General features: G+C 35.6%; 17 protein-coding genes, 16 tRNA genes, 3 rRNA genes and 1 riboswitch. Of the genes, 2 read left to right on the forward strand and 34 right to left on the reverse strand.

Features of this window, described 5'->3' with window-relative positions; all coding sequences use genetic code 11:
• Positions 1-74: 74 nt before the first annotated feature.
• From BIV18_RS03715 to BIV18_RS03730, 4 genes are read right to left on the reverse strand one after another with little or no spacing between them, the layout of a single operon-like run.
• Complete coding sequence (locus tag BIV18_RS03715; protein WP_075659360.1) at positions 75-764, reverse strand: CPBP family intramembrane glutamic endopeptidase; 690 nt, start codon at positions 762-764, stop codon at positions 75-77.
• Positions 761-1,306 (reverse strand): 5-formyltetrahydrofolate cyclo-ligase, encoded by a 546-nt coding sequence (locus BIV18_RS03720; RefSeq protein WP_075659361.1) that lies wholly within the window; start codon positions 1,304-1,306, stop codon positions 761-763. Before BIV18_RS03720 ends, BIV18_RS03715 begins: the two co-directional genes overlap by 4 nt.
• Complete coding sequence (locus BIV18_RS03725; protein WP_075659362.1) at positions 1,307-3,901, reverse strand: PD-(D/E)XK nuclease family protein; 2,595 nt, start codon at positions 3,899-3,901, stop codon at positions 1,307-1,309.
• Positions 3,882-4,868 (reverse strand): RluA family pseudouridine synthase, encoded by a 987-nt coding sequence (locus BIV18_RS03730; RefSeq protein WP_075659363.1) that lies wholly within the window; start codon positions 4,866-4,868, stop codon positions 3,882-3,884. The genes BIV18_RS03725 and BIV18_RS03730 overlap by 20 nt, the downstream gene beginning before the upstream one ends.
• 72 nt (positions 4,869-4,940) lie before the next feature.
• On the opposite strand from BIV18_RS03730, the gene BIV18_RS03735 reads away from it, so the two are divergent.
• Positions 4,941-5,636, forward strand: a complete 696-nt coding sequence (locus BIV18_RS03735) for an endolytic transglycosylase MltG (RefSeq protein WP_075659364.1) — start codon at positions 4,941-4,943, stop codon at positions 5,634-5,636.
• A gap of 87 nt (positions 5,637-5,723) precedes the next feature.
• Positions 5,724-6,809, forward strand: a complete 1,086-nt coding sequence (locus tag BIV18_RS03740) for a M24 family metallopeptidase (protein WP_075659365.1) — start codon at positions 5,724-5,726, stop codon at positions 6,807-6,809.
• A 107-nt stretch (positions 6,810-6,916) separates the two neighbouring features.
• Here the strand turns inward: BIV18_RS03740 and BIV18_RS03745 are convergent.
• The 30 genes from BIV18_RS03745 to BIV18_RS03885 form a co-directional block, all read right to left on the reverse strand.
• Positions 6,917-6,992 (reverse strand) — tRNA-Lys (locus tag BIV18_RS03745).
• Positions 6,993-7,045: 53 nt separating this feature from the next.
• A tRNA-Ser gene (locus BIV18_RS03750) sits at positions 7,046-7,134 on the reverse strand.
• A 20-nt stretch (positions 7,135-7,154) separates the two neighbouring features.
• Positions 7,155-7,230 (reverse strand) — tRNA-Lys (locus BIV18_RS03755).
• A gap of 9 nt (positions 7,231-7,239) precedes the next feature.
• Positions 7,240-7,315 (reverse strand) — tRNA-Gln (locus tag BIV18_RS03760).
• Between the two features lie 13 nt (positions 7,316-7,328).
• Positions 7,329-7,405, reverse strand: a tRNA-Arg gene (locus BIV18_RS03765).
• Positions 7,406-7,410: 5 nt separating this feature from the next.
• Positions 7,411-7,484, reverse strand: a tRNA-Gly gene (locus tag BIV18_RS03770).
• A gap of 19 nt (positions 7,485-7,503) precedes the next feature.
• Positions 7,504-7,589, reverse strand: a tRNA-Tyr gene (locus BIV18_RS03775).
• 22 nt (positions 7,590-7,611) lie between these two features.
• Positions 7,612-7,687, reverse strand: a tRNA-Thr gene (locus tag BIV18_RS03780).
• Between the two features lie 33 nt (positions 7,688-7,720).
• Positions 7,721-7,797: transfer RNA gene (locus tag BIV18_RS03785), tRNA-Asp, on the reverse strand.
• 4 nt (positions 7,798-7,801) lie between these two features.
• A tRNA-Val gene (locus tag BIV18_RS03790) sits at positions 7,802-7,877 on the reverse strand.
• A 3-nt stretch (positions 7,878-7,880) separates the two neighbouring features.
• Positions 7,881-7,955 (reverse strand) — tRNA-Glu (locus BIV18_RS03795).
• A 42-nt stretch (positions 7,956-7,997) separates the two neighbouring features.
• Positions 7,998-8,074: transfer RNA gene (locus BIV18_RS03800), tRNA-Met, on the reverse strand.
• A gap of 11 nt (positions 8,075-8,085) precedes the next feature.
• Positions 8,086-8,162: transfer RNA gene (locus BIV18_RS03805), tRNA-Met, on the reverse strand.
• Between the two features lie 31 nt (positions 8,163-8,193).
• Positions 8,194-8,282: transfer RNA gene (locus BIV18_RS03810), tRNA-Leu, on the reverse strand.
• Between the two features lie 13 nt (positions 8,283-8,295).
• A tRNA-Asn gene (locus BIV18_RS03815) sits at positions 8,296-8,370 on the reverse strand.
• A 20-nt stretch (positions 8,371-8,390) separates the two neighbouring features.
• A 5S ribosomal RNA gene (gene rrf, locus BIV18_RS03820) occupies positions 8,391-8,507 on the reverse strand.
• Between the two features lie 28 nt (positions 8,508-8,535).
• Positions 8,536-11,386 (reverse strand): 23S ribosomal RNA (locus tag BIV18_RS03825).
• A 98-nt stretch (positions 11,387-11,484) separates the two neighbouring features.
• Positions 11,485-11,561: transfer RNA gene (locus BIV18_RS03830), tRNA-Ile, on the reverse strand.
• 36 nt (positions 11,562-11,597) lie between these two features.
• A 16S ribosomal RNA gene (locus BIV18_RS03835) occupies positions 11,598-13,122 on the reverse strand.
• The 16S, 23S and 5S rRNA genes sit together here with 16 tRNA genes alongside, the layout of an rRNA operon.
• Positions 13,123-13,530: 408 nt before the next feature.
• Entirely contained in the window at positions 13,531-14,496 is a 966-nt protein-coding gene (gene bioB / locus BIV18_RS03840) for a biotin synthase BioB (protein ID WP_075659366.1), read from the reverse strand.
• A gap of 61 nt (positions 14,497-14,557) precedes the next feature.
• Positions 14,558-15,199: a tRNA (guanosine(46)-N7)-methyltransferase TrmB gene (gene trmB / locus BIV18_RS03845; RefSeq protein ID WP_075659367.1), complete on the reverse strand. Its 642-nt coding sequence runs from the start codon at positions 15,197-15,199 to the stop codon at positions 14,558-14,560.
• A 155-nt stretch (positions 15,200-15,354) separates the two neighbouring features.
• Positions 15,355-16,104, reverse strand: coding sequence for a DNA/RNA non-specific endonuclease (locus tag BIV18_RS03850; RefSeq protein WP_075659368.1), 750 nt, complete (start codon positions 16,102-16,104; stop codon positions 15,355-15,357).
• 163 nt (positions 16,105-16,267) lie between these two features.
• Positions 16,268-16,789: a HutD family protein gene (locus BIV18_RS03855; protein ID WP_075659369.1), complete on the reverse strand. Its 522-nt coding sequence runs from the start codon at positions 16,787-16,789 to the stop codon at positions 16,268-16,270.
• A complete protein-coding gene (gene fni, locus BIV18_RS03860) occupies positions 16,790-17,806 on the reverse strand; it encodes a type 2 isopentenyl-diphosphate Delta-isomerase (protein ID WP_075659370.1) in 1,017 nt (338 codons plus the stop codon). It lies immediately after the preceding gene.
• A 45-nt stretch (positions 17,807-17,851) separates the two neighbouring features.
• On the reverse strand, positions 17,852-18,820 hold the full coding sequence (locus BIV18_RS03865; protein ID WP_075659371.1) for a gluconeogenesis factor YvcK family protein: 969 nt from the start codon (positions 18,818-18,820) through the stop codon (positions 17,852-17,854).
• Positions 18,805-19,671, reverse strand: coding sequence for an RNase adapter RapZ (rapZ, locus tag BIV18_RS03870; RefSeq protein ID WP_075659372.1), 867 nt, complete (start codon positions 19,669-19,671; stop codon positions 18,805-18,807). The genes BIV18_RS03865 and rapZ overlap by 16 nt, the downstream gene beginning before the upstream one ends.
• Before the next feature lie 19 nt (positions 19,672-19,690).
• Positions 19,691-20,584 carry a UDP-N-acetylmuramate dehydrogenase gene (gene murB / locus BIV18_RS03875; protein WP_075659373.1) on the reverse strand — a complete coding sequence of 298 codons (894 nt, stop codon included), beginning with the start codon at positions 20,582-20,584 and terminating at the stop codon, positions 19,691-19,693.
• Positions 20,585-20,756: 172 nt separating this feature from the next.
• The gene (locus BIV18_RS10930; RefSeq protein WP_235860777.1) at positions 20,757-20,999 is read right to left on the reverse strand and encodes a hypothetical protein; all 243 of its coding nucleotides are present in this window, start codon (positions 20,997-20,999) and stop codon (positions 20,757-20,759) included.
• 74 nt (positions 21,000-21,073) lie between these two features.
• Positions 21,074-21,880, reverse strand: a complete 807-nt coding sequence (locus tag BIV18_RS03880; RefSeq protein WP_235860778.1) for a pyridoxal-phosphate-dependent aminotransferase family protein — start codon at positions 21,878-21,880, stop codon at positions 21,074-21,076.
• Between the two features lie 99 nt (positions 21,881-21,979).
• A complete protein-coding gene (locus BIV18_RS03885) occupies positions 21,980-22,585 on the reverse strand; it encodes an ECF transporter S component (RefSeq protein WP_075659374.1) in 606 nt (201 codons plus the stop codon).
• A gap of 52 nt (positions 22,586-22,637) precedes the next feature.
• A riboswitch (FMN riboswitch) is annotated at positions 22,638-22,750 on the reverse strand.
• Positions 22,751-22,802: the final 52 nt, after the last annotated feature.

The following is a 22,802-nucleotide window of genomic DNA, read 5'->3' on the forward strand; positions in this document are numbered from 1 at the left end:
ATTTAATTTTGTAACGCTAAAAACTTTGTAATAAAAACCACGACAATGGAAATAAATCCAAAATCGTGGTTTATTTATTTTATCATTTGCCCCGCTGCCATATATATTCCGATTAAGCTCCAATCGTAAATTATATGGATAAGATAGGTTACTGTAAGATTTTTAGAAATAACATAGGACATAGATAACCCCGTTCTTATAATTGAAATAATCAAAACTGCTTGTAAAATATTATAATTATATGTGGAAAGGTGCATTGCTCCAAAAATCACCGATGAAAGTACTATTGCAAAAATTGTTTTTAAAATATTATTTTCAGATTTTATTTTATTTATCACAAATAAAAAGGGAATTATAAAAATTATTTCTTCTGCAATAAATTGTATTAGCGTCGATATAAAAAAACTCTTAAAATTGTCTGGAGTCAATACGTCAAAAATCGGATTAATATCTGCCTTTATTCCCAGCTTTTCTACTACAATTGATGATATTATAACTGCGATAATAGAAAAACCAAGCCCAATAATTATATAAAATAAGTCCCTCATTTTTAATCGCAAAAATATTTTAACTATAAAGTATTTATCTACAATTACTAGTGAAAGTAGAGAAATTATGCTAACTGCAAGAGCCATTATTATTTCATTTTTAATATCAAAAATATAAAATAAAAGACTTACTCCATAAAAAGAGCCTATGGAAATCATAAGTGCAAGTATCCACTTCCATGTCTTTGCTTCTATTTTAGGATATTCTCTTTTCATTTAGCACCAAACCTTATAAAACCCTCATCTGTCAAAAGATAATTTAGCGGTATATCATATTCTTCATGTGCTAATTTCCCTAAAATTTGCTCAGAATAACCAATACCCATTCTTATTGTTTCAACCTTTGCAAAAAATTTGTCGTAAAATCCTCCTCCATAGCCTAGTCTATAACCATCTTTGTCAAAGGCAAGTCCTGGTGTAATAGTTAAATCTACATCTACTACCTCTTTGCCCTCCTTAGGTTCCAAAATTCCCATTTTGTTTGGCTCTAAGTCATCTATCCCCTTAACTTCAACTGCAATCATCTCCCTATTCTTTACAAGTGGCACCAAAAGCTTTTTACCATCCTTTAAAATCATGTTTATAATTTCTTTTGTGTCAACTTCACTTTTATAAGATATAAAAATAAATACAGATTTTGCATTTTTATAAATTTCTAAATTTTTAAGACTTTCTCTAATCTTTTTATCTTTTTCATCTCTATTTTTAATTCCTTCTCTAAGTTTTGAATATTTTTTCCTAAGTTCCCCTTTATCCATTTAAATCTCCTTATTTTCACAAATTTCTGTATAATCACAATTTTTGCAGTCGCTCCTAGAATTATAATCACCAGAGGTAATACTATTTGTCATTGCAATTATTTCAGCTTCAACTTTTTTTAGAAGTTCACATAGTTCATCTTCTGTAAAGTAATTCCTCCTTTTGTCATCTCTCGGCAAAATGTCAGAATTTTTTATCACAGTTGTAAGTTCTGCTTTTTTTACAGATCCATAAATTGCACTTGCTATTTTTTTACCCACTTTTATTCTAGAAATAGCATAAATTGGCATTTGAAAAGATTTTAAATCTTCTATTTCCTTTTTAGTCCTAATATTTGACCTCTTATAGTCAATTAAAATCTCACTCTCGCCCAAGGAATCAATCCTATCAATTCTTCCCTTTATTTTTATTCCAGAAATATCTGTATCTATTTTTTCTTCAAAATATTTTGGCATAAAACCATATTTTTTTTGCTCCTCTAAATCACTTTTAATATATTCACTTAAAGTATTGAAGGAATTTATAACAGAAATTTTTTCTAAAAAAGAAAGATTATTAAAATCCCCCAAATTTTCTTCTTCTAAAATCAATTCCTTTAGAGTTTCAATCTTTAAATCCCTTTCCCTCTTGAAATATTTTTCTAAAATATGATGATACTTATCGCCAGTCCTCTGATAATATTTTTCATCATAGTCCTTTTCAAGTTTTTCAATTTTATAAACTTTCTCAAATAAAAATCTCCTTGGACACTCCTTTAAAGTGTCAAAATCTGTAACATAATAATTTCTCTCCCTTATTTTTTTGTTAATTCCAGCAAGTTCTTCCCTTGAAACATTATAATTTAACTCCTCACGTGAATTGTTAAAGTCAATATTTGAAGTAGAATAAATTTTTTCATGCTCTTGTATTTTTAACCCTAAATCAAAAATTAATTTGTTTAAAAGCTTTGAAAGGCCTTTATCATAATCATCTATTAAAATAAAAACTTTCTCTGACATAATTAAATCGTAGATGAGATAGATGTAATCCCTCGTAAAATTATCTTTGATTAGTCCAATTTCCCTCATGTCCTCTTCAGATTCTCTATTGTAAAGGAAGTTGTTTTTTACATTTCTCTCAAAATTTTGATCAAATCCAATTAAAAATAAATTTTTAAATTCTCTATAATAATTTGATGAATAGTTTGAAATTTCAATTCCCTCTAAGTTTTGAATCGCATCTGTCTTTGATTTTTCAATGTACTTTTTTGTGATCAACACAAAATCAAAGAGTGAAATCTCACTATAAAGCGAAGAAAGTTTTTTCATTTTTGAGAAACTTTCTTCCATTTTTTCGAGAAACCTTAAATCTCTAATTGCAAAAGTTTCGGGATTTGTTTCTACCTCATCTGCAATTTTTATTTTTACACAATCTAAATATTCGCCGAAAAAATTTAGGTAGTAATCTATATTTGCAGTCTCTTTTATGACTTCATCCTGTAAAATTTCAACTCCCCTTAAAAAATTATCTATTGAGTTAGAATTTACTGTAATACTTTTTACCTTGGAAAAATCTATATCATATAAATTATTAAAATCATAGGACAAAAAGGCCTTTTCAAGGTCGATCAAGTCGCATTCAAGGGGAAAATATGAAAGTCTCACGCGTTTTATTGTGTTTTCCCTGCTTTTATCTTTAAAATATTCCAACAAAGTCATAAATTCGCTTTCTAAAAGAGATCTCTCACTGCATTTCACATTAAACTCCAGATTTTCAAAATTTTCACGAGATTTTATTTTATAGGCAAGTCCTCTTGAACCAGTTAAAACTCCTATGTCCTCAACTTTTTTATTTTTAAGCGTCATTTTTATTTTAGAAAAAAATAAATTGTAGAAATCGCCCTTTGACGAAATTGCATATATTTCCTTGGCCTTTAAATACTCTTTATAGTCCAAAAATGTCTTTTCTTCTAAAATAAAATCAAGATCCTTTAAACTTTTTATAGTAGAAGAAACTAATTCTGACTTAAAAAAGTTAAAAGGAATATCAATGTAAATATTTTTATTGGAAATTTTAGATAATTTCTTTATAATTTCTTCTTCACTTTTTCTAAATTCCAAAAATCCTGAGATGATAAAAGTATCAAAAAGAGTTCCTTCCATTGACTGATCCTTTATCCTGCCATAAATATCATATCCTCTTTTTTCAAAATAATCTTTGTAAATTCGAAAAACTTTCCCAAGATTTTTAAAAATTTCACCATCTATCGTTAAAATATCTTCACTGCATAAATTATTTTCTACTATGTCGTCGAAAAAATCCAAGATGATATCCACAGTTTCAGGGAAAATTAACCTATCGCCAAAATTATCTTTTAAAATTTTAGAAAGAATTATGTATTTTAAAATTGAATCGGGTTTGTACCTGCGTATTTTCTTGCCAATGCCATCAAAAGTATCAAACTCGGTCTTTGTGATATCTACTTTATTTTCTAGCATATCTCTTATATAAAAATTTATTGCAGATTGAGAGGGCAAGATTATCAAAGTTTTCTTGCCCTTTAAATTTGCAAAATCAAATTTTTCCCTTGGATTTCTAAAAATTATTTTTTTCATTTAAAATCTCACCTAAATTCACGTCAAAAATTTCTTCTGCAATATGCATCATTTTTTCTCCCGGAAGGTAAATAAATTTCTTTCCTAACAAATTTTTTAGCTTATCGCTCTCAAAGACAAGAGCGTAATTGTGCAAAAATTGACTGTTCAATCCCTTTTCTATAAAAATTTTATTAGCTTTATCATCTCCATACTTTCTATCGCCAATAATAAACAAGTTTTTTTCCTTTAATGAAGCCCTAATCTGATGCGTCCTTCCCGTAATTAAATTCACAGAAAGAAGAGAATAACCACCTCTATTTTTTAGCACGTGGAATTTTGTAATTGACCTCTTGCCTTGGTCGCTAGATTTTTTCATCACATTGTTTTTTGTCTTAACTAAGTTTATATCCACATCAAAATCACTTTTCACATTTCCAGAAACAATGGTGATATAATACTTTTTTATCTCGCGATTTTTTATAGCTTCATTTAAAATTTGTAAAGTTTTTAAATTTTTAGCTCCAATTAAAATTCCAGAAGTATTTCTATCAAGTCTATTCACAAAGGCAGGTCTAAAGGATTTTTCAAGTCTTGGACTGTATTCCCCCTTTTCAATTAAATAGTCCACCATTCTGTCGAGAGCATTATCTTGATAGATGCTGATATCGTTGTGAGTTAGCATATTCACTGGCTTTTTTACCAATATTATATCCTCATCTTCATATAAAATATTGGGAAGCTTTGAATTCTTAGATTTTTTTATATCTTTTTTAAATTTATTAATTGTATCTTCTGACAAGAATAATTTTATCCTGTCCCCTTCATCAATAATATCCTCTGGTTTTGCCCTTTTGCCATTTAACACAATATTTTTCTTCCTTAAATTTTTATATATAAAGGAAAGTGGCGCCTTCTCAAAATAAATTTTAAGAAACCTATCTAGCCTTCTTCCACCATCATTTTTATTTACAATAATTTCTCTCATAATTTCTCCAACTTTTATTTTTTCAACTTTACTGTTATAATTATATCAAAACAAGATGAAAAGAGGTTTATTTTGAATAATTTTAATAGAGGCAAGCTCTTTTTTATTAAATTTTTACAAATTTTATTGTCAATTTTGTTTTTCTTAGCCTTGGTTTTCATAATCAAGTGGAGAATTGACTCTCTTTATCTAAACTCAATTTCAAGTCGCAAGGTACGAATAAGCATTATAGACGAGTTTACAAATACCGCAAATGAAATTTTCATTGCAACTGGACTTAAAGATGAAAAATCTGTAAAGCCAATTGTTGCTTTAGACGAGAGCAAAGAAAAAGAAAAGAAAGAATCTGACAATACCACAACAAAAATCACAGTTCCTGAAGGCACAAATGTTGATGAACTTGGCGAAATTTTAATGTCAAAGGGTTTAATAAAAGATTTGAATGCTTATAAAACATTAGTTGACGATATGCAAATTGGAAATAAAATTGTTCCCGGCACTTACGATTTAAACAAAGGATTAAAGGTAAGGGAAGTTCTTGCTAAAATTTCTAACACAAATTTAAAGACCTACAACATAAATATTGACACAGGCGCAACTCCAGCCGATGTTGCAAAAACACTTATGGAAAATGGAGTAATAGTTTCACAACAAGCCTTTGTAGATTCCTGCAACAACCTTGGCGTAACTGCCTTTGCACCTGGAACACACGAAATTTTAATGCCATCAAAAGTGGCAAATATAATTAAATCACTTACTAAAAATTAATCTGCGGGAAACTGCAGATTAATTTATTTTTACCAATGGATATTATAGATAAGTTGTGATATATTTTAAAAAAGAATGGAGGATATTATGCACAAAAGTAGAATTAATAGACTAATAAAAAATATGGAAGAAAATAATCTGGCTCACATGATAATAAGCGACCCTTATGCAATTTTTTATTTTTTAGGCAAAAAAATTGAACCTGGAGAAAGAGCCCTTGCACTTTACATTCATAAAGACGGAGACATTGAGCTTTTAATAAACGAATTATTTCCACAAGATGACGAAATTGGAGCACATCTAATTTGGTATAACGACATTGAAGATGGTATCGAAAAGCTTTCAAAATACATTAAAGACGACAAGACAATTGGCATAGACAAGTTTTGGTCTGCTAAATTTTTGCTTCGCCTTCAAGAAATTTTCCCCGACAAAAAATACATTAACGGTTCAAACATTGTAGACGCAGTAAGACGCATTAAGGACAAAGAAGAAATAAAATTGATGCGTGAATCTTCTATGATAAATGACAAGGTTATGGAAGAACTTATACCTTGGGTTTCAAAGGGACTTAACGAAAGACAACTTAGTGCAAAGCTAAAAGAAATATATAAATCACATGGAATTGAAGAAGTTTCCTTTGAACCAATCACAGCTTACGGAAGATCAGCTGCAGACCCTCACCACTCCACAGATGACACTTATGGCAAGCTTGGCGACTGCGTAGTTTTAGATATTGGCGGAATGTATAAAAATTACGCATCTGACATGACGCGCACAGTTTTCATAGGAGAGGTAAGTGACAGAGCAAGAGAAATCTATGAAATCGTGAAAGAAGCCAATCTTCGTGGTATTGCAGCGGCAAAACCTGGCAACAAAATGTCTGATGTGGACAAAGCTGCAAGAAATTATATCGAAGAAAGGGGTTACGGAAAATATTTCACTCACAGAACTGGTCACTCCATTGGACTTGAAACTCACGAAGCTGGCGATGTTTCATCTGTAAATGATAGCATAATAGAAATTGGACAAATTTTTTCTGTTGAACCTGGAATATATTTATTAGACGAAGGCATTGGTGTACGAATCGAAGACTTGGTGCTAATAACAGAAGATGGTTGCGAAGTTTTAAACCACGTTTCAAAGGATTTAAAAGTAGTACCAGTAGAATAAACTTTATATAAATAGGCTCTATAATATCTGTTAGAGATTACTCACAGCAAATATTATAGAGCCTTTATTTTAAGTCTACTCAATGTTTAACATAAAGTCTTTTAGAATGGTGACCCATGCGCGATTCGAACGCGCGACACCTTGATTAAAAGTCAAGTGCTCTGCCGACTGAGCTAATGGGTCTAAAAAATATTAAATTTTCAACAAAAAATCTGTGATAATCACAGATTAAAAAATGGCGGAGAGGAAGGGATTCGAACCCTTGTGGGCTTGCACCCTAACGGTTTTCAAGACCGCCCCGTTATGACCACTTCGGTACCTCTCCATAAATATAAATTTTTAAAATGGTGACCCATGCGCGATTCGAACGCGCGACACCTTGATTAAAAGTCAAGTGCTCTGCCGACTGAGCTAATGGGTCTAACTAATTTGGCTGGGGTGGCAGGACTCGAACCTACGCATGCCAGAGTCAAAGTCTGGTGCCTTACCGACTTGGCTACACCCCAATATCATTGGGTTTGGCGCACCTAGGAGGATTCGAACCCCCGGCACACGGATTAGAAGTCCGTTGCTCTATCCTACTGAGCTATAGGTGCTTATATGGAGCGGGTGAAGGGAATCGAACCCTCGCAACCAGCTTGGAAGGCTGGGGCTCTACCACTGAGCTACACCCGCATAGGATTTTTAGTTTTATTGGTGGAGGAGAGTGGATTTGAACCACTGAAAGCTAAGCTAACGGATTTACAGTCCGTCCCCTTTGGCCAACTCGGGAACTCCTCCATGAAATCCCCTACAAGTCTTTTGGAGCTGGTGGGAGGACTTGAACCCCTAACCTACTGATTACAAGTCAGTTGCTCTACCAATTGAGCTACACCAGCATCTCTTGCTTACATAATATATTTATACTATATTGGCGACCTGGATCGGGCTCGAACCGACGACCTCCAGCGTGACAGGCTGGCATTCTAACCAACTGAACTACCAGGCCATTTTGGTGGACACAATAGGGCTCGAACCTATGACCCCCTGCTTGTAAGGCAGATGCTCTCCCAACTGAGCTATGCGTCCATCTGGTGACCCTGCCGAGAATCGAACTCGGGATACCACCGTGAAAGGGTGGTGTCTTAACCGCTTGACCACAGGGCCTTATATGGTAGCGGTTTATGTAACACAAACCGTATTTTAAAATGGTAGCGGCGAAGAGATTTGAACTCCTGACACTACGGGTATGAACCGTATGCTCTAGCCAACTGAGCTACGCCGCCATATGTTTTTATGGTAGCGGGAGAAGGATTTGAACCTCCGGCCTTCGGGTTATGAGCCCGACGAGCTACCAGACTGCTCCATCCCGCGTCATTTTTTACCCGGCTACTATTCTTCTTTTTGGTGCCGAGAATCGGAATCGAACCGATACGGTGTTTTACCACCGCAGGATTTTAAGTCCTGTGCGTCTGCCAGTTCCGCCACCCCGGCTTATCTTTTTTACTGGCTCTCAGGGTGGGACTCGAACCCACAGCCTACCGGTTAACAGCCGGTTGCTCCACCATTGAGCTACCTAAGACTATTGGGACTTTTGTCCCTTTCTGGCGATAACTTACTCTCCCAGGTCGTTGCCAACCAAGTACCATCAGCGGACTAATGCTTAACTTCTGTGTTCGGCATGGTTACAGGTGTGTCCATTGTCCTATTCTCACCAGATTTCCTTAAAACTAATCGCCTTTCTTTTTTGGTCAAGTCTTCGACCTATTAGTACTCGCTAGCTTAATGTATTGCTACACTTACACTTTGAGCCTATCTACCTCGTTTTCTTCAAGGGGTCTTATCTTTCGAGGGAAATCTCATCTCGAGGGGGGCTTCGTGCTTAGATGCCTTCAGCTCTTATCCCTTCCAAACTTAGCTTCCCAGCTATGCACTTGGCAGTACAACTGGTTCACCAGCGGTTTGTCCATCCCGGTCCTCTCGTACTAAGGACAGCTCCTCTCAAATTTCCTACGCCCACGACGGATAGGGACCGAACTGTCTCGCGACGTTCTGAACCCAGCTCGCGTGCCTCTTTAATGGGCGAACAGCCCAACCCTTGGGACCTACTTCAGCCCCAGGATGAGACGAGCCGACATCGAGGTGCCAAACCTCCCCGTCGATGTGGACTCTTGGGGGAGATAAGCCTGTTATCCCCGGGGTAGCTTTTATCCGTTGAGCGATGGCCCTTCCACTCGGTACCACCGGATCACTAAGTCCTGCTTTCGCATCTGCTCGACTTGTTGGTCTCGCAGTTAAGCTCCCTTCTGCCTTTATACTCTTCGCACGATTTCCATCCGTGCTGAGGGAACCTTTGAACGCCTCCGTTACTCTTTCGGAGGCGACCGCCCCAGTCAAACTGTCCAACTGAGAGTGTCCCTTCCCCAGATTCATGGGGTTAGGTTAGAATTCTAGCATTAAAAGAGTGGTATCCCAACGGCGGCTCCTAAGATACTGGCGTACCTTATTCTTTGCCTCCCACCTATTCTGTACATTTAATCCCAAAATTCAATCTCAGCCTACAGTAAAGCTCCACGGGGTCTTTCCGTCCTGTCGTGGGTAAGCGGCATCTTTACCGCTACTACAATTTCACCGGATCCTTTGTTGAGACAGTGCCCAAATCGTTACACCTTTCGTGCGGGTCGGAACTTACCCGACAAGGAATTTCGCTACCTTAGGACCGTTATAGTTACGGCCGCCGTTTACTGGGGCTTCAGTTCTAAGCTTCGCTTGCGCTTACTCTTTCCCTTAACCTTCCAGCACCGGGCAGGTGTCAGCTCCTATACTTCGTTTTTCAACTTAGCAGAAACTTGTGTTTTTGGTAAACAGTCGCTTGGGCCTTTTCACTGCGACCCCCTTTTACAGGGGTTCCCCTTCTCCCGAAGTTACGGGGTCATTTTGCCGAGTTCCTTAACAAAGGTTTTTCCGCTCGTCTTAGGATTCTCTCCTCACCTACCTGTGTCGGTTTGCGGTACGGGCGATACTTCTCTTGTAGTGGCTTTTCTTGGCAGTGTGGAGTCTTAAGCTTCTCTACTTGTTTTCGATCCGCATCACGCTTCATCTTTTTCGAAAAGCGGTTTTGCCTACTTTTCAGACTTTGCGCTTGCACGCCTCACCAACTGGGCGCTCTTATTATCCTCCTGCGTCCCCACTTCCTTTTTGACGATTGTATCGGTACAGGATTTTCCACCTGTTGTCCATCGACTACGCTTTTCAGCCTCGCCTTAGGTCCCGACTTACCCTGAGTGGACGAGCCTTGCTCAGGAATCCTTAGGTTTTCGACGGGTGAGATTCTCACTCACCTCTCGCTACTCATGCCAGCATTCTCTCTTGTATGTTGTCCACAATGGCTTTCGCCTTTTGCTTCTTCCTTCATACATTGCTCCTCTACCAACGTTTGACGTTCCATAGCTTCGGTATATAGTTTAGCCCCGGTTATCTTCGGCGCAGAGTCACTTGACTAGTGAGCTATTACGCACTCTTTAAATGAGTGGCTGCTTCTAAGCCAACATCCTAGTTGTCTCAGTAACTCCACATCCTTTCCCACTTAACTATTATTTTGGGACCTTAGCTGATGGTCTGGGCTCTTTCCCTTTCGACTATGAAGCTCATCCCACATAGTCTGACTCCCTAGTTTGTGATATGGTATTCGGAGTTTGATAGGTCTTGGTAACATATGCATGCCCCTTGACCATTCAGTGCTCTACCCCCTTTTCACTTATCTAGAGGCTAGCCCTAAAGCTATTTCGAGGAGAACCAGCTATCTCCGTGTTCGTTTGGCTTTTCACCCCTATCCACAGGTCATCCGATAGCTTTTAAACGCTACCCGGTTCGAGCCTCCATTGAATTTTACTTCAACTTCACTCTGCCCATGGATAGATCACACGGTTTCGGGTCTACGACTACTAACTTTTGCCCTCTTTAGACTCGCTTTCGCTTCGGCTCCACATCTGTAATGTTTAACCTTGCTAATAATCGTAACTCGCTGGCCCGTTCTACAAAAAGTACGCGATCGTAGTTCTTGTCTACTTTCGCTGCTTGTAAACACTAGGTTTCAGATTCTTTTTCACTCCCCTCTCGGGGTTCTTTTCACCTTTCCCTCACGGTACTTGTTCGCTATCGGTCACCAAGTAGTATTTAGCCTTAGGGGGTGGTCCCCCATATTCCCACGGAATTCCTCGTGTTCTGTGGTACTCTTTTGTGCTAGATATCTTCGCTTTCGTCTACGGGACTTTTACCCTCTTTGGTTCTTCTTCCCAGATGATTCGACTGGCTATTTTTTCTTTCTGCACTTTGGGCTCTTCCCTGTTCGCTCGCCGCTACTTTGGGAATCGAGTTTTCTTTCTTTTCCTCAGGTTACTTAGATGTTTCAGTTCACCTGGTTCGCTTCCTATACTTATTTATTGGGTATGGGATACCTCTTACGAGGTGGGTTTCCCCATTCGGATATCTACGGTTCTTAGGATATTTGCTCCTACCCGTAGCTTTTCGCAGCTTGTCACGTCCTTCTTCGCCTCTTGGTGCCTAGGCATTCTCCTAGTGCTCTTCTTAACTTGACCTTTGTTTTAAACATTTCTGTTTTTCCAGTTCATTGTTTTTTTTGAAATTTTGATTAGTTTTAAGTTGTTATGGTTCAAAACTTAGTAAAACTAAGTTGTGGTGGACCTGGGTGGACTCGAACCACCGACCTCACGCTTATCAGGCGTGCGCTCTAACCAGCTGAGCTACAGGTCCATATATAATTAAAATAGTGTGAAGCTTTTTCCTTAGAAAGGAGGTGATCCAGCCGCACCTTCCGATACGGCTACCTTGTTACGACTTCACCCCAGTCACTTATCCTACCTTCGACTGCTGCTCCCTTGCGGTTTGCTCACAGGCTTCGGGTATTACAAGCTCCCATGGTGTGACGGGCGGTGTGTACAAGACCCGGGAACGCATTCACCGCAGCATTCTGATCTGCGATTACTAGCAACTCCATCTTCATGTACTCGAGTTGCAGAGTACAATCCGAACTGAGAGAGGCTTTTTGAGGTTTGCTTAATATCTCTATTTCGCTTCCCTTTGTACCTCCCATTGTAGCACGTGTGTAGCCCAGGACATATAGGGCATGATGATTTGACGTCATCCCCACCTTCCTCCGATTTGTCATCGGCAGTCTCTTTAGAGTCCCCATCCTAAATGCTGGCAACTAAAGATAAGGGTTGCGCTCGTTGCGGGACTTAACCCAACATCTCACGACACGAGCTGACGACAACCATGCACCACCTGTATTGAGGCTTCCGAAGAAGACGGTATATCTCTATACTTGTCCTCAGTATGTCAAGCCCTGGTAAGGTTCTTCGCGTTGCTTCGAATTAAACCACATGCTCCGCTGCTTGTGCGGGTCCCCGTCAATTCCTTTGAGTTTCATGCTTGCGCACGTACTCCCCAGGCGGAGTGCTTATTGTGTTAACTGCGGCACCGACTTCTGCCGACACCTAGCACTCATCGTTTACAGCGTGGACTACCAGGGTATCTAATCCTGTTTGCTACCCACGCTTTCGTTCCTCAGCGTCAGAATGAGCCCAGTAAGTCGCCTTCGCCACCGGTATTCTTTTTAATATCTACGCATTTCACCGCTACACTAAAAATTCCACTTACCTCTACTCTTCTCAAGATATGCAGTTTCAAATGCTTACAGTAGTTAAGCTACTGCCTTTTACACCTGACTTGCATTTCCGCCTGCGAACCCTTTACGCCCAGTGATTCCGGACAACGCTAGCCCCCTACGTATTACCGCGGCTGCTGGCACGTAGTTAGCCGGGGCTTTTTCTTATGGTACCGTCATTATCTTCCCATATAAAAGAACTTTACGACTCGAAAGCCTTCTTCGTTCACGCGGCGTCGCTGCATCAGAGTTCCCTCCATTGTGCAATATTCCCCACTGCTGCCTCCCGTAGGAGTTTGGACCGTTTCTCAGTTCCAATGTGGCCGTTCACCCTCTCAGGCCGGCTACCCATCGTCGCCTTGGTAAGCCTTTACCTTACCAACTAGCTAATGGGACGCGAGTCCATCTTAGACCACCGGAGTTTTGATCATTGTTGCATGTGCTTCTATGATTTTATTTGGTATTAATCCCAGTTTCCCGAGGCTATCCCAATGTCTAAGGTAGGTTACTCACGTGTTACTCACCCGTCCGCCGCTAATCCATTTTTGCTTCTCCCCGAAGAAAGTTGCTAAAATTTCATCGCTCGACTTGCATGTGTTAAGCGCGCCGCCAGCGTTCGTCCTGAGCCAGGATCAAACTCTCAATTAAAATTTGTATGACTCATTTGTTTTTTCAACTAAACGAATTTCTGGTTTGCTTTGTGATTCTTTTACGAATCTTGATTCTTTATGAATCTTTTATCTTCACACTATTTAATTATCATGTTTCTCGCTACTCTTTTGAAGTAGCTTATTTATTGTACTCTTGTAAGATTTTTTTGTCAAGTATTTTTTTACATTTTTTCAAATTCTTTTTTACTCAACTTTTACAAAAGTTTGCTGTATTGCGATACAACTATTATAGTTTAGCATCTTATTTTTTTAATGTCAACTGTTTTTTGGTTTTTTATTTTAATTTTTTTTAAAAAATAACAGCTGAATTGATTACAGCTGTTATATGTTACTACTTTTATTTTTTTATGTCAAGTATTTTCTTATAAATATTTACTGATTTCTTTTACACTGCTTTTACATTATAGTTTAGTTCTTTAAATCTTTCCATGTCTTCTTCTATGCTTATTCCCTTTGTTGTTAGAAGTACTCCAGATATTGCAGCATTTGCTCCTGATTTTAATGTTGATGTGCCAAAGTCTTCCATTAAAGCTCTTCCTCCAGCTAGTCTAATTAAAGCTTTAGGGAGAATAAATCTAAATGTGGCACAAGTTCTATTTACTTCTTCCATAGAAAGTGGTTGATTGTTTTCTAAGGGTGTGTTTTTTATTGGATTAAGTAAGTTTACTGGAAGGGAGTGTACCTTTAATTTTCTTAGTTCTAATGCCATGTCTATTCTGTCTTCATAATCTTCTCCAAGTCCTATTAATCCACCTGAACATATTTCCATTCCCGCTTTTTGCGCTGCTTTTATTGTCTCAATCTTTTGATCATAAGTATGTGTTGTGCATATTTCCGGGAAAAATTTCCTTGATGTTTCAAGGTTATTGTGTATTCTTTTTATTCCTGCATCTTTTAGTTTTTCAAAGGATTCTTCAGAAATTATACCTCCTGACAGGCATATTTTAATGTCTGGTGCTTTTTCATATATTTTTCTAGTAATGCTGCATACTTTGTCTATGTCTTTTGGAGTTAGTCCCTTTCCACTTGCTACCATTGAGTATCTTGGAATACCTCTGTTGTATTTATCTAGAGCGTCCTTTACAATTGTTTCTTCATCTAATAGATCATATTCTTTTATATTTGTGTTGTAATGTGCTGATTGTGCACAAAATTTGCAATTCTCAGAACATCTGCCACTCTTTGCATTTATTATGGTACAAACATCAAAGTCGTTACCACAGAAGTACTCTCTAATTTCGTCTGCAGCTTCTGTCAACTTAACATAATCGCTATTATAAACTTCAATAGCTTCATCCCTTGTTATAACATATCCTTTTTTTACTTTTTCTTTTAATTCAATAATATCCATCTCTTCAGCTCCTGAAGTAATTATATGTTTTACATGGTTTATTGTCAATTAAAAATAAATACTAGTTAACATAATGCTCGAATACGCCAAATTTTATTTTTTGATTTAATTTTCTAAATTTTCTTTCATATTCTGTCACTATATTTTGTGGATATTCATCGAGTTTCATATCAAAATCTTCTACTAATGTAGAAAAGCCACAGTCCTTAAAGTAATCGAGACTCTCTTCAAATAGCTCTAGGTCATCTGTCTTAAAATATATCTGTGATTTTGGCCTTAATATTATTTTATATTTTTCCAAAAATCTCGGATAAGTTAATCTTCTCTTTTTATGTTTTAGTTTTGGCCAAGGATTGCAAAAATTTATATAGATTCTACTTATCTCTTCTTTGTCAAAATAATCTAAAATATTTTCCGCATTTATCGGCATTGCCCTTACATTTGTTAAATCTTCATCTAAAATTTTTCTAGTTGCGTAAATAAGGGCATTAGTTTCAATGTCCACCATTATATAATTTATATCTTTATTTCTCTTTGCTGACTCTATAGTAAATGTACCCTTTCCTGCGCCTATTTCAAGATAAATTGGATTGTCGTTGCCAAAAACTTCACTCCATTTTCCTTTATTTTTTTGTCCGTCAAAAAATACATAAGGATTTTCACGCATTTCAGGGATTGCAAAATGTTTTTTTCTAAGTCTCATAATACTCTCCTTTTTTTGCTTTAAGCATTATAACACAAGTTATACAACTGTCAATAAGTCTTATGATTTTTATCAAACTTTATTATTTTGCAAAAATCAACTATTATAAATACATAAAAATAAAAGCCACAGTGGGCTTTTTAAAATTTTTCTTATTATTTAATAATATTATTTTTATCAATTTTTGTCCTTCCAGTTTTATAGTCTATTTTTACGCCTTCTTCAATATTTCTTACAAAAACTCTGAAGTTAATTTTTTTGCCTCCATCTTCAATGCTATAGGCTTCCATAATTACACCACGTGCCACTAATTCGTCATCGACAAAAATCGGCGTTACTCTATATCTAACCTTTTTCCCAGTGTCTCTTATATAATTTGCAACAGAGTTTTCAAAGGGAAGCATTCCTTTAGTATTAAATGATCTCGTACCCGTCATTAGATTTTTCCAATTGTCATTTTCTCCCGTTAACTGATATGCGATTAAGTGACATCTATTGTAAACTGCTCCACCATCCACAAATTTATAAAATTTTTGATGCCAACCAGTTGGATAAACTTTTGAAATATCTCCTCTTGGAGCCTTTGGCATGGAGTCTGGCCCAATAAGGGCATTGGCTTGTCCAACTCTATTGAGTTCATCTAATTCCGAGTAATTTGAAAAATCAGGACTCATTTTTAAATCGTCTTCTGAAAACTGTGGTGGATTCTTGTCTATTTTATAGTAGGGACTATTAGCAGTTACTTCATATTCATTCCCAAAAATATCCAGAAATTCTTCAATTTTATTTAAAAAACTTTCATTATAGTTACTATCATGTTGAATAAAATTTTCGTCAACAAATAAAAATCCAACAAATAGGAAAAGTATAGTAGCAATAAATTTTAAGTTTTTGTTTTTCTTCAATAGCTACACTCCCAAAATTCAATATAAATGCCGCCTTTGCTTTAAACAACAGCTTTTCTATAATGTATGCTAGGTTCAAAATTTTTAAGGTCGGTTTAAAAAAGTAAAACCCTCTACTAAACTATTTGTTAAGAGGGTCTTGGTCATCAAATTAAATATTAAATTAAAATTCACAAATTATAATTTTTCCTATTCCCTTTATCTCAACTTTTTCCCCTTCAAGATATATTGCAGAAAATTTCTCAAAAGCTTTTTCATCTACTTTTAAATTTGCGTCATAATTAAATATTACTGCTCGAGCTCTTGTGGTAAATTCAAAGTTGTTGATGTTTAGGGCATACATTTTTGCTTCAAGTCCTTTTTTATAAATTAAGTTAAAATCTCTAACATCGCCTGATGATTTTGTATCATCATCTCCATTAAAGAATAAAACTTCAAAGGGGTTTAATTTGAACTTTTCACCAGCAGTTTCTATGTTCATCACATTATCTATTGGCGTGATATATCTGTTAAATCCTTTGTAAGGTGTGTAATTTGAAACTTTTTCATTACAAGTTGCACTGGATATTCTAAAATCAAAATTTTTTTCGCCAACACTTGCATTTTCTGGGTATATAAAAACTTCTGTAGTAACTCCCGCAGACCATTTTGAATCTTTGAATTCTTCTTTTTTTAGAAATTTCATTTAGCCCTCCAATAATTCTTTTAGCTTTCCAGTAACTTTATAGTCAACTTTTTGTAATTCAGCTATGTTTTTTGCACCTGAAAGCATCATTAACATCTTTGTTTTTTCGATTATTCCGTCGACATATTTTAATGTATATTCATAACCGCCACGAACGATATAAGAAAGTACTTCTCCACTAATTGCAGCCATAGAAGCTCCTGCTACTATACTTTTTACTATGTCCATAGAATTTTTTAATCCACCTGCAGAAATTATACATAAATCTTTTAGGTTAAGTCTTTTTGCTTCTATTAGCGACAAAGCAGTAGGTATTCCCCATGAAAATAAATCTGATATATCGGAGTTTGGGTCTCTTAGGTTTTCTATTTCAAAAAAGTTTGTACCTCCATAGCCAGATATGTCCACATATCTAACTCCTATGTCATATAATTTTTTTACAGTTTTTGGAGACATACCAAATCCAACTTCTTTTACTATAACTGGTACTTCAGATTTTTTTACGATTTCTTCAACATTTTTAAGTATTCCACAAAAATTTCTTTCCCCTTCTGTTTGAACCAATTCTTGTGCAGGGTTTAAATGAATTTGAATTGCATCTGCTCGCAAAAGTTCTATAGCTTTTTTAGCGTCTTCAACACTTGAAAAACCACTTAAATTTGAGATTACAATCCCGTCTTTTATAATTTCTCTTACTATTTCAAAGGATTTTCTAGAATCCTCATCTTCTAGTGCAATTGTCTGTGAACCAACAGCCATTGGCAAGTCAAATTCTAATGCAACATTTGCAAGATTTCTATTTATTTCCTCTGAAAGATTGCTGCCACCTGTCATGGCATTAATCATTAATGGGAATTTTACTCTTTTATTTAAAAAATCAACACTTGTATCAATTTCGTCGTAATTTATCTCTGGAATAGAGTCATTATACAAAAAGATATCAGAAAAAAGTGCATCGCCGACATAAGTGGAGCGAAGAAAGTTTTCTATATGTTCTGTCTTTCTATATTTCCTCATTGTATCCTCCTTTAACAAATAAATCATATCATTTTATAATTTTTTTTACAACAATGAAGCTTTAAAAATACTGGCTCCTATTTTGTTTCCATCATGTCTAATAAATCCATCCTTTATTTCGATAAAGTCTCCCTCAGTTAACTCTACATTTTTCTCTTTGAAATAAGTCCTGTCATCATCTGTTGCAAAAATTGGCGTGGATTCTTCTTTAGTATAATAATACTGATATACATCATTAGTTGCTCTAAAGTCGTTGGCAATTACTTCGTCTATAAATTCATAATTTGAATGTTTTAAAATTGCATCGAAATGATCCTTTAATGAATAATTTTTTGTCTCTCCCCTTTGTGTCATTGCATTGGCAATATAAATTACATGAGCCTTTGTATCTCTTAATGCTTCATCTATTCCTGCAATCAAAAAATTTGGAATAATAGATGTGTAAAGTGAACCGGGTCCAATAATTACTATGTCGGCATCTAAAATCGCCCTTAAAGCCTCTTTGTTTGCCCTTGGGTAATGAGGAATCATGCTCATTTTTTCGATTTTAGTATTAAGTCTATAACACATTTTCGGGATATAAGACTCACCAACAACTTTGTCTTTAGAAAGAAATTCTGCCACTAGATGAGTTTCGTCTAAGGTAACAGGTATAATTTTCCCAGTAACATTAAATACACTGCTCATTTCGATAAGAGCCCTATCAAAGGATCCAAAAATATCAGTCAAGGCTGCAATCAAAATATTTCCAACATTTTGATTTTTTAAAGTTCCTGAATTAAATCTATAATTTAATAAGTCTTTTAAAGTTTCATCGGTGTTTGAAAGTGCTATGAGGCATCTCCTTACATCACCTGGTGGCAAAATATTAAGTTCTTCTCTCAAAATTCCACTTCCGCCTCCGTCATCAGACATAGATACAATTGCAGAAATGTTTTTTGTATGATGTTTTAGTCCACGCAAAATAGTGGAGATTCCTGTACCTCCACCAAGAACTGCTATCTTTTTTTCCATAAATTTTTCTCCATATCTCTGTGAGATATATAAGTAGATTTATATTCCTCTTTCAAAATTCTTCCAATTTCTTCAGCAATTACTACTGATCTATGAAAGCCACCAGTACAACCAATTCCAATTGTAAGGACCCTCTTTTGCTCCGCCATATAATTTGGAATCAAAAATTCAAGTAAATCAATAGTCTTTTTGATAAACTCTTTTGTAACATCCCTTTTCATTACATAATTTTTTACTTCTTCGCTTTTGCCATTTAAACTTTTTAGTTCTTCGACATAAAAAGGATTTGGCAAAAATCTAACATCTAAAACAATGTCAGCATCTTTTAAAATTCCTCTTTTATAACCAAAACTAGAAACTTCAATAGCAAAATTATCCTTTTCATCATAAGATATAAATGCCATAAGTTGTGTTCTCAAATTTTTAGTAGAAAGACCCGTTGTATCAATTACAAAATCGGCATCTTTTTTTACTTTTTCAAGGGTCTTTTCTTCAAATTTATAACCTTGGACAATGGAACTACTCATTGGATGAGGTCTTCTAAGTTCCTTATATCTTGCAATAATAGTTTCCATGTCTGCGTAGAGGAATAAAAGCTTAGTCTTTACATTCATTCCCTTTAAATCTTCACAGGCAGAGAAAAAAGAATTAAAAAACTCCCCGCTTCTAAGATCGACAACAGCAGCAACTTTATCAAAGTTTTTGTTCTTTGCATCTAGAGCCATTTCACAAAATTTTGGAAGTAGCGCTGGCGCTAGATTATCCATTGCATAATATCCCAAATCTTCAAAAACATCTAGAGCATAGGACTTGCCCGATCCACTCATCCCAGTAATAATTATAAGTTCCATTTAATCACCAAAATTCAAATCAATCACCAATGATTTTAACTTCTCGCTCCATCTTTACGCCGAATTTATCCTGCACAACTTTTTGCACAATTTCAATAGTTTCAAGGACATCTTTTGCACTTGCATTGTCTTTATTCACAACAAATCCACAGTGTTTTTCACTAATACCTGCACCATTGTGAGTAAATCCTCTGAGACCAGAATCATCAATTAGTTTCCCGGCAAAATATCCCTTTGGCCTCTTAAAAGTTGAACCCGCTGAAGGCTTGTCGAGAGGTTGTTTCTCTGCACGCCTTCTGTCAAATTCCTCATACTTTTCTTTTATCTCATCTTTGTCGCCATGGGAAAGAGCAAAGGTTGCTCCTAGAACAATTAAATCCCTTTCTTGTACTAAAGAATGCCTATAAGAAAAATTCATGTCTTCGCCTGAGAGTTCAATAATCCTTAAATTTTCATCAAGAAGTCTCACGCTTTTAATCACATTTTTCATCTCGCCATCGTAGGCACCAGCATTCATGACAACACCACCGCCTAGAGAACCAGGTATGCCATGTGCAAATTCAAGACCCGTTAAAGAATTTTCCATTGCAAATTCACTCACTTTTTTTAGGCTCACTCCAGCACCTGCATAAATTTCTGTATTTCCAACTTTTTTTATATCCCTTAACTTGTTTTTAAGTTTAATAATAATGCCATCAAATCCATTGTCCTTTACAATTACATTTGTGCAATTTCCAAGAATATAAAATTTATAATTATTTCTTTTAATTTCCTTTATAATTTCAACCAGGGAATCCTCGTCCTTTGGCTTTATCAACAACTTAGCAGGCCCACCAACACAAAAGGATGTATGATTTAGCATTGGCTCGTCATAAAAAAAATCTCCCAAATCTTCATTTATATTAAAATCCATAAAACACCTCAAAGTATTATTAAATTCATTATATCATTAAAGAAGATAAATAATAAACCTTAAAGGAACATGGAGTTTAAATTTATCTCAAAATAATATTTCTTTTCTTTTATAAACTATGGATTTTGCTACAATCTTTCTAATTATTGAATTAAATAGAGAGATTAAAATTTTATTTTTCCATTAATTTTTCAAATTCTTTTTTCAAAGAAATTTTCGTTTTAATGCCAAGTTCTTTAAACACTTCATCTAGCTTTTCATAAAGTTCCAAGAAATTTTCATAAGAGATATTATTTCCCATATGCCCTATTCTAAAAACTTTTTCAAAGATATTTCCTGCTCCCTTTGATATTAGTATTCCCCTTTTTCTCAATGCTTCTAATATGTCTTCTGCTATAAAACCTTCTGGCACCATTACTGCCGTTAATGTATTAGCTCTTGAATCCTTTGCATAAAGTTCAAAACCTGCATCTTCAAATATTTTTCTAGTTACTTCTGCGTATTTTTGTGTAACGCTACAGAGTCCCTTTCAAAGAGCTTATCAAGCGCAAGATCTAATGCATAAGTTAGATTTTCATTCATTGTATAGGGAAAGGCAAACCCGTCGGAATAATCATAATAGTTTAAAAAATTCATGTAGTAGCTTGGCACTGGTTTTTTTCTATTTGCTATCACCTTTTTTGCATCTTTAGATATTGTTACAAGTGTTAGCCCAGTAGGTGCTGATATACATTTTTGACTTCCGCCAATTGCTATGTCCACTTTATAATCGTCAAAATCAAAATCTTCTCCACCCATGCCTGATACCGTGTCTACAACTGTGAGTATTCCGTAGGAATTTAGTAGGTTGCAAATGCTCTTTACATCATTTGTTATCCCTGATGGAGTTTCACAATGCACCATTGTAGCAACTTTAAAGTCGTGATCCTTTGCTAAAAAATTTTTTAATTTTTCTATATCAAAACCACGCCTAAAGTCATCTTCATAAATTTGTGCTACACCATCATAAAATTTTACGAAATCGGCAAAACCTGCTCCAAAAACTCCATTGTTTAGCACAAGCACTCTATCTCCTGCTTCCACTAGGTTGCATATAGCTGCTTCAAGTCCAATCATGCCTTCTCCAAGCATTATAAAAGAAGTTGCTTCCGTCTTTAAAAGTTTAGATATCTTTCTTTCCACTCTCCTATGTATTTTTTCATACTCGGGATCGATGTCTGGGTTTGTAAAAGATTTTCCCATTAATGCCATTACTTCATCGTCGATTGATGTTGGACCTGCACATAAAATTTTCATTTTTATACCTCTCCTTTTCCTTTTGATTAAATTATATTATATGAAGACAAAAAAACAAGTTGTCAAAAGACAACTTGCATAAACTTTATTAAAAACCAATTAGTTTTTAAATAATGGGCTAACTTTTTTATAAACTAACATCATCACAGCTGATGTTGTAAATCCCTTAATTAAATTAAAAGGTAGCACAGAATAAATCATCATTGTAAAAAGTCCTGTGATTTTCGATGTTATGGCTGAACCCATTGCTATTATAGCTTCCATTGGCATTACCTTGCCATAAAGTGGAAATACTATAAAGTAATTTGACATCATGGCAAGTACTGTCATAAAAAGAACTCCTACTGTTAGTGAGACAACTGCCCAATTATATGTTTTATGTTTTCTATAAATATAGCTTGATACAAAAGCAAAAGTTGCTGAAACTATAAAGTTTGATAGTTCGCCAACGCCCGCTGTAATTGTTCCCTTAAATATTAATGCAAGAATGTTTTTCAATGCTGCAATTATTATTCCAAAAACTGGTCCCATAGTAAAGGCACCAAGGAGAACTGGCAAATCTGATATATCTAGCTTCATAAATGGTGGTGCTACAAAGGTAAGTGGCAATTGAAAATACATTAATATAAAACCAATTACAGATAACATTCCAATTTTTGTCATGTCTTTCGTTCTTATCATTGTGCTTGAGTTTACTTTATTCATTTTACCTCCTGTTGGGGCATAAAAAAACCCCGAACCTTCGGGGTGTGAAAGTTTAAATCATTCTCTCATCCAGACTCTACTGTCGGTATTGGAATCTCACCAATTCGGCTTTCGCTCGCGGACTTTACCGCCGGTTGGGATTTGCACCCTTCCCTGAAGATTTAAAATTATTATTTATTTCTTAAATTAATTATAACACTTGTTAAATTTTTTGCAA

Origin of the sequence: Peptoniphilus grossensis (assembly GCF_001940285.1) — a bacterium.
Classification (GTDB): Bacteria; Bacillota; Clostridia; order Tissierellales; family Peptoniphilaceae; genus Peptoniphilus_A; species Peptoniphilus_A faecalis.

What these genes read in the sequence shown, in the direction of transcription:
- BIV18_RS03715 (WP_075659360.1), bottom strand. Translation starts at nt 764, where the DNA reads ATGAAAAGAGAATATCCTAAAATAGAAGCAAAGACATGGAAGTGGATA.
- BIV18_RS03720 (WP_075659361.1), bottom strand. Translation starts at nt 1,306, where the DNA reads ATGGATAAAGGGGAACTTAGGAAAAAATATTCAAAACTTAGAGAAGGA.
- BIV18_RS03725 (WP_075659362.1), bottom strand. Translation starts at nt 3,901, where the DNA reads ATGAAAAAAATAATTTTTAGAAATCCAAGGGAAAAATTTGATTTTGCA.
- BIV18_RS03730 (WP_075659363.1), bottom strand. Translation starts at nt 4,868, where the DNA reads ATGAGAGAAATTATTGTAAATAAAAATGATGGTGGAAGAAGGCTAGAT.
- BIV18_RS03740 (WP_075659365.1), top strand. Translation starts at nt 5,724, where the DNA reads ATGCACAAAAGTAGAATTAATAGACTAATAAAAAATATGGAAGAAAAT.
- bioB (WP_075659366.1), bottom strand. Translation starts at nt 14,496, where the DNA reads ATGGATATTATTGAATTAAAAGAAAAAGTAAAAAAAGGATATGTTATA.
- trmB (WP_075659367.1), bottom strand. Translation starts at nt 15,199, where the DNA reads ATGAGACTTAGAAAAAAACATTTTGCAATCCCTGAAATGCGTGAAAAT.
- BIV18_RS03855 (WP_075659369.1), bottom strand. Translation starts at nt 16,789, where the DNA reads ATGAAATTTCTAAAAAAAGAAGAATTCAAAGATTCAAAATGGTCTGCG.
- fni (WP_075659370.1), bottom strand. Translation starts at nt 17,806, where the DNA reads ATGAGGAAATATAGAAAGACAGAACATATAGAAAACTTTCTTCGCTCC.
- BIV18_RS03865 (WP_075659371.1), bottom strand. Translation starts at nt 18,820, where the DNA reads ATGGAAAAAAAGATAGCAGTTCTTGGTGGAGGTACAGGAATCTCCACT.
- rapZ (WP_075659372.1), bottom strand. Translation starts at nt 19,671, where the DNA reads ATGGAACTTATAATTATTACTGGGATGAGTGGATCGGGCAAGTCCTAT.
- murB (WP_075659373.1), bottom strand. Translation starts at nt 20,584, where the DNA reads ATGGATTTTAATATAAATGAAGATTTGGGAGATTTTTTTTATGACGAG.
- BIV18_RS10930 (WP_235860777.1), bottom strand. Translation starts at nt 20,999, where the DNA reads ATGGTGCCAGAAGGTTTTATAGCAGAAGACATATTAGAAGCATTGAGA.
- BIV18_RS03880 (WP_235860778.1), bottom strand. Translation starts at nt 21,880, where the DNA reads ATGAAAATTTTATGTGCAGGTCCAACATCAATCGACGATGAAGTAATG.
- BIV18_RS03885 (WP_075659374.1), bottom strand. Translation starts at nt 22,585, where the DNA reads ATGAATAAAGTAAACTCAAGCACAATGATAAGAACGAAAGACATGACA.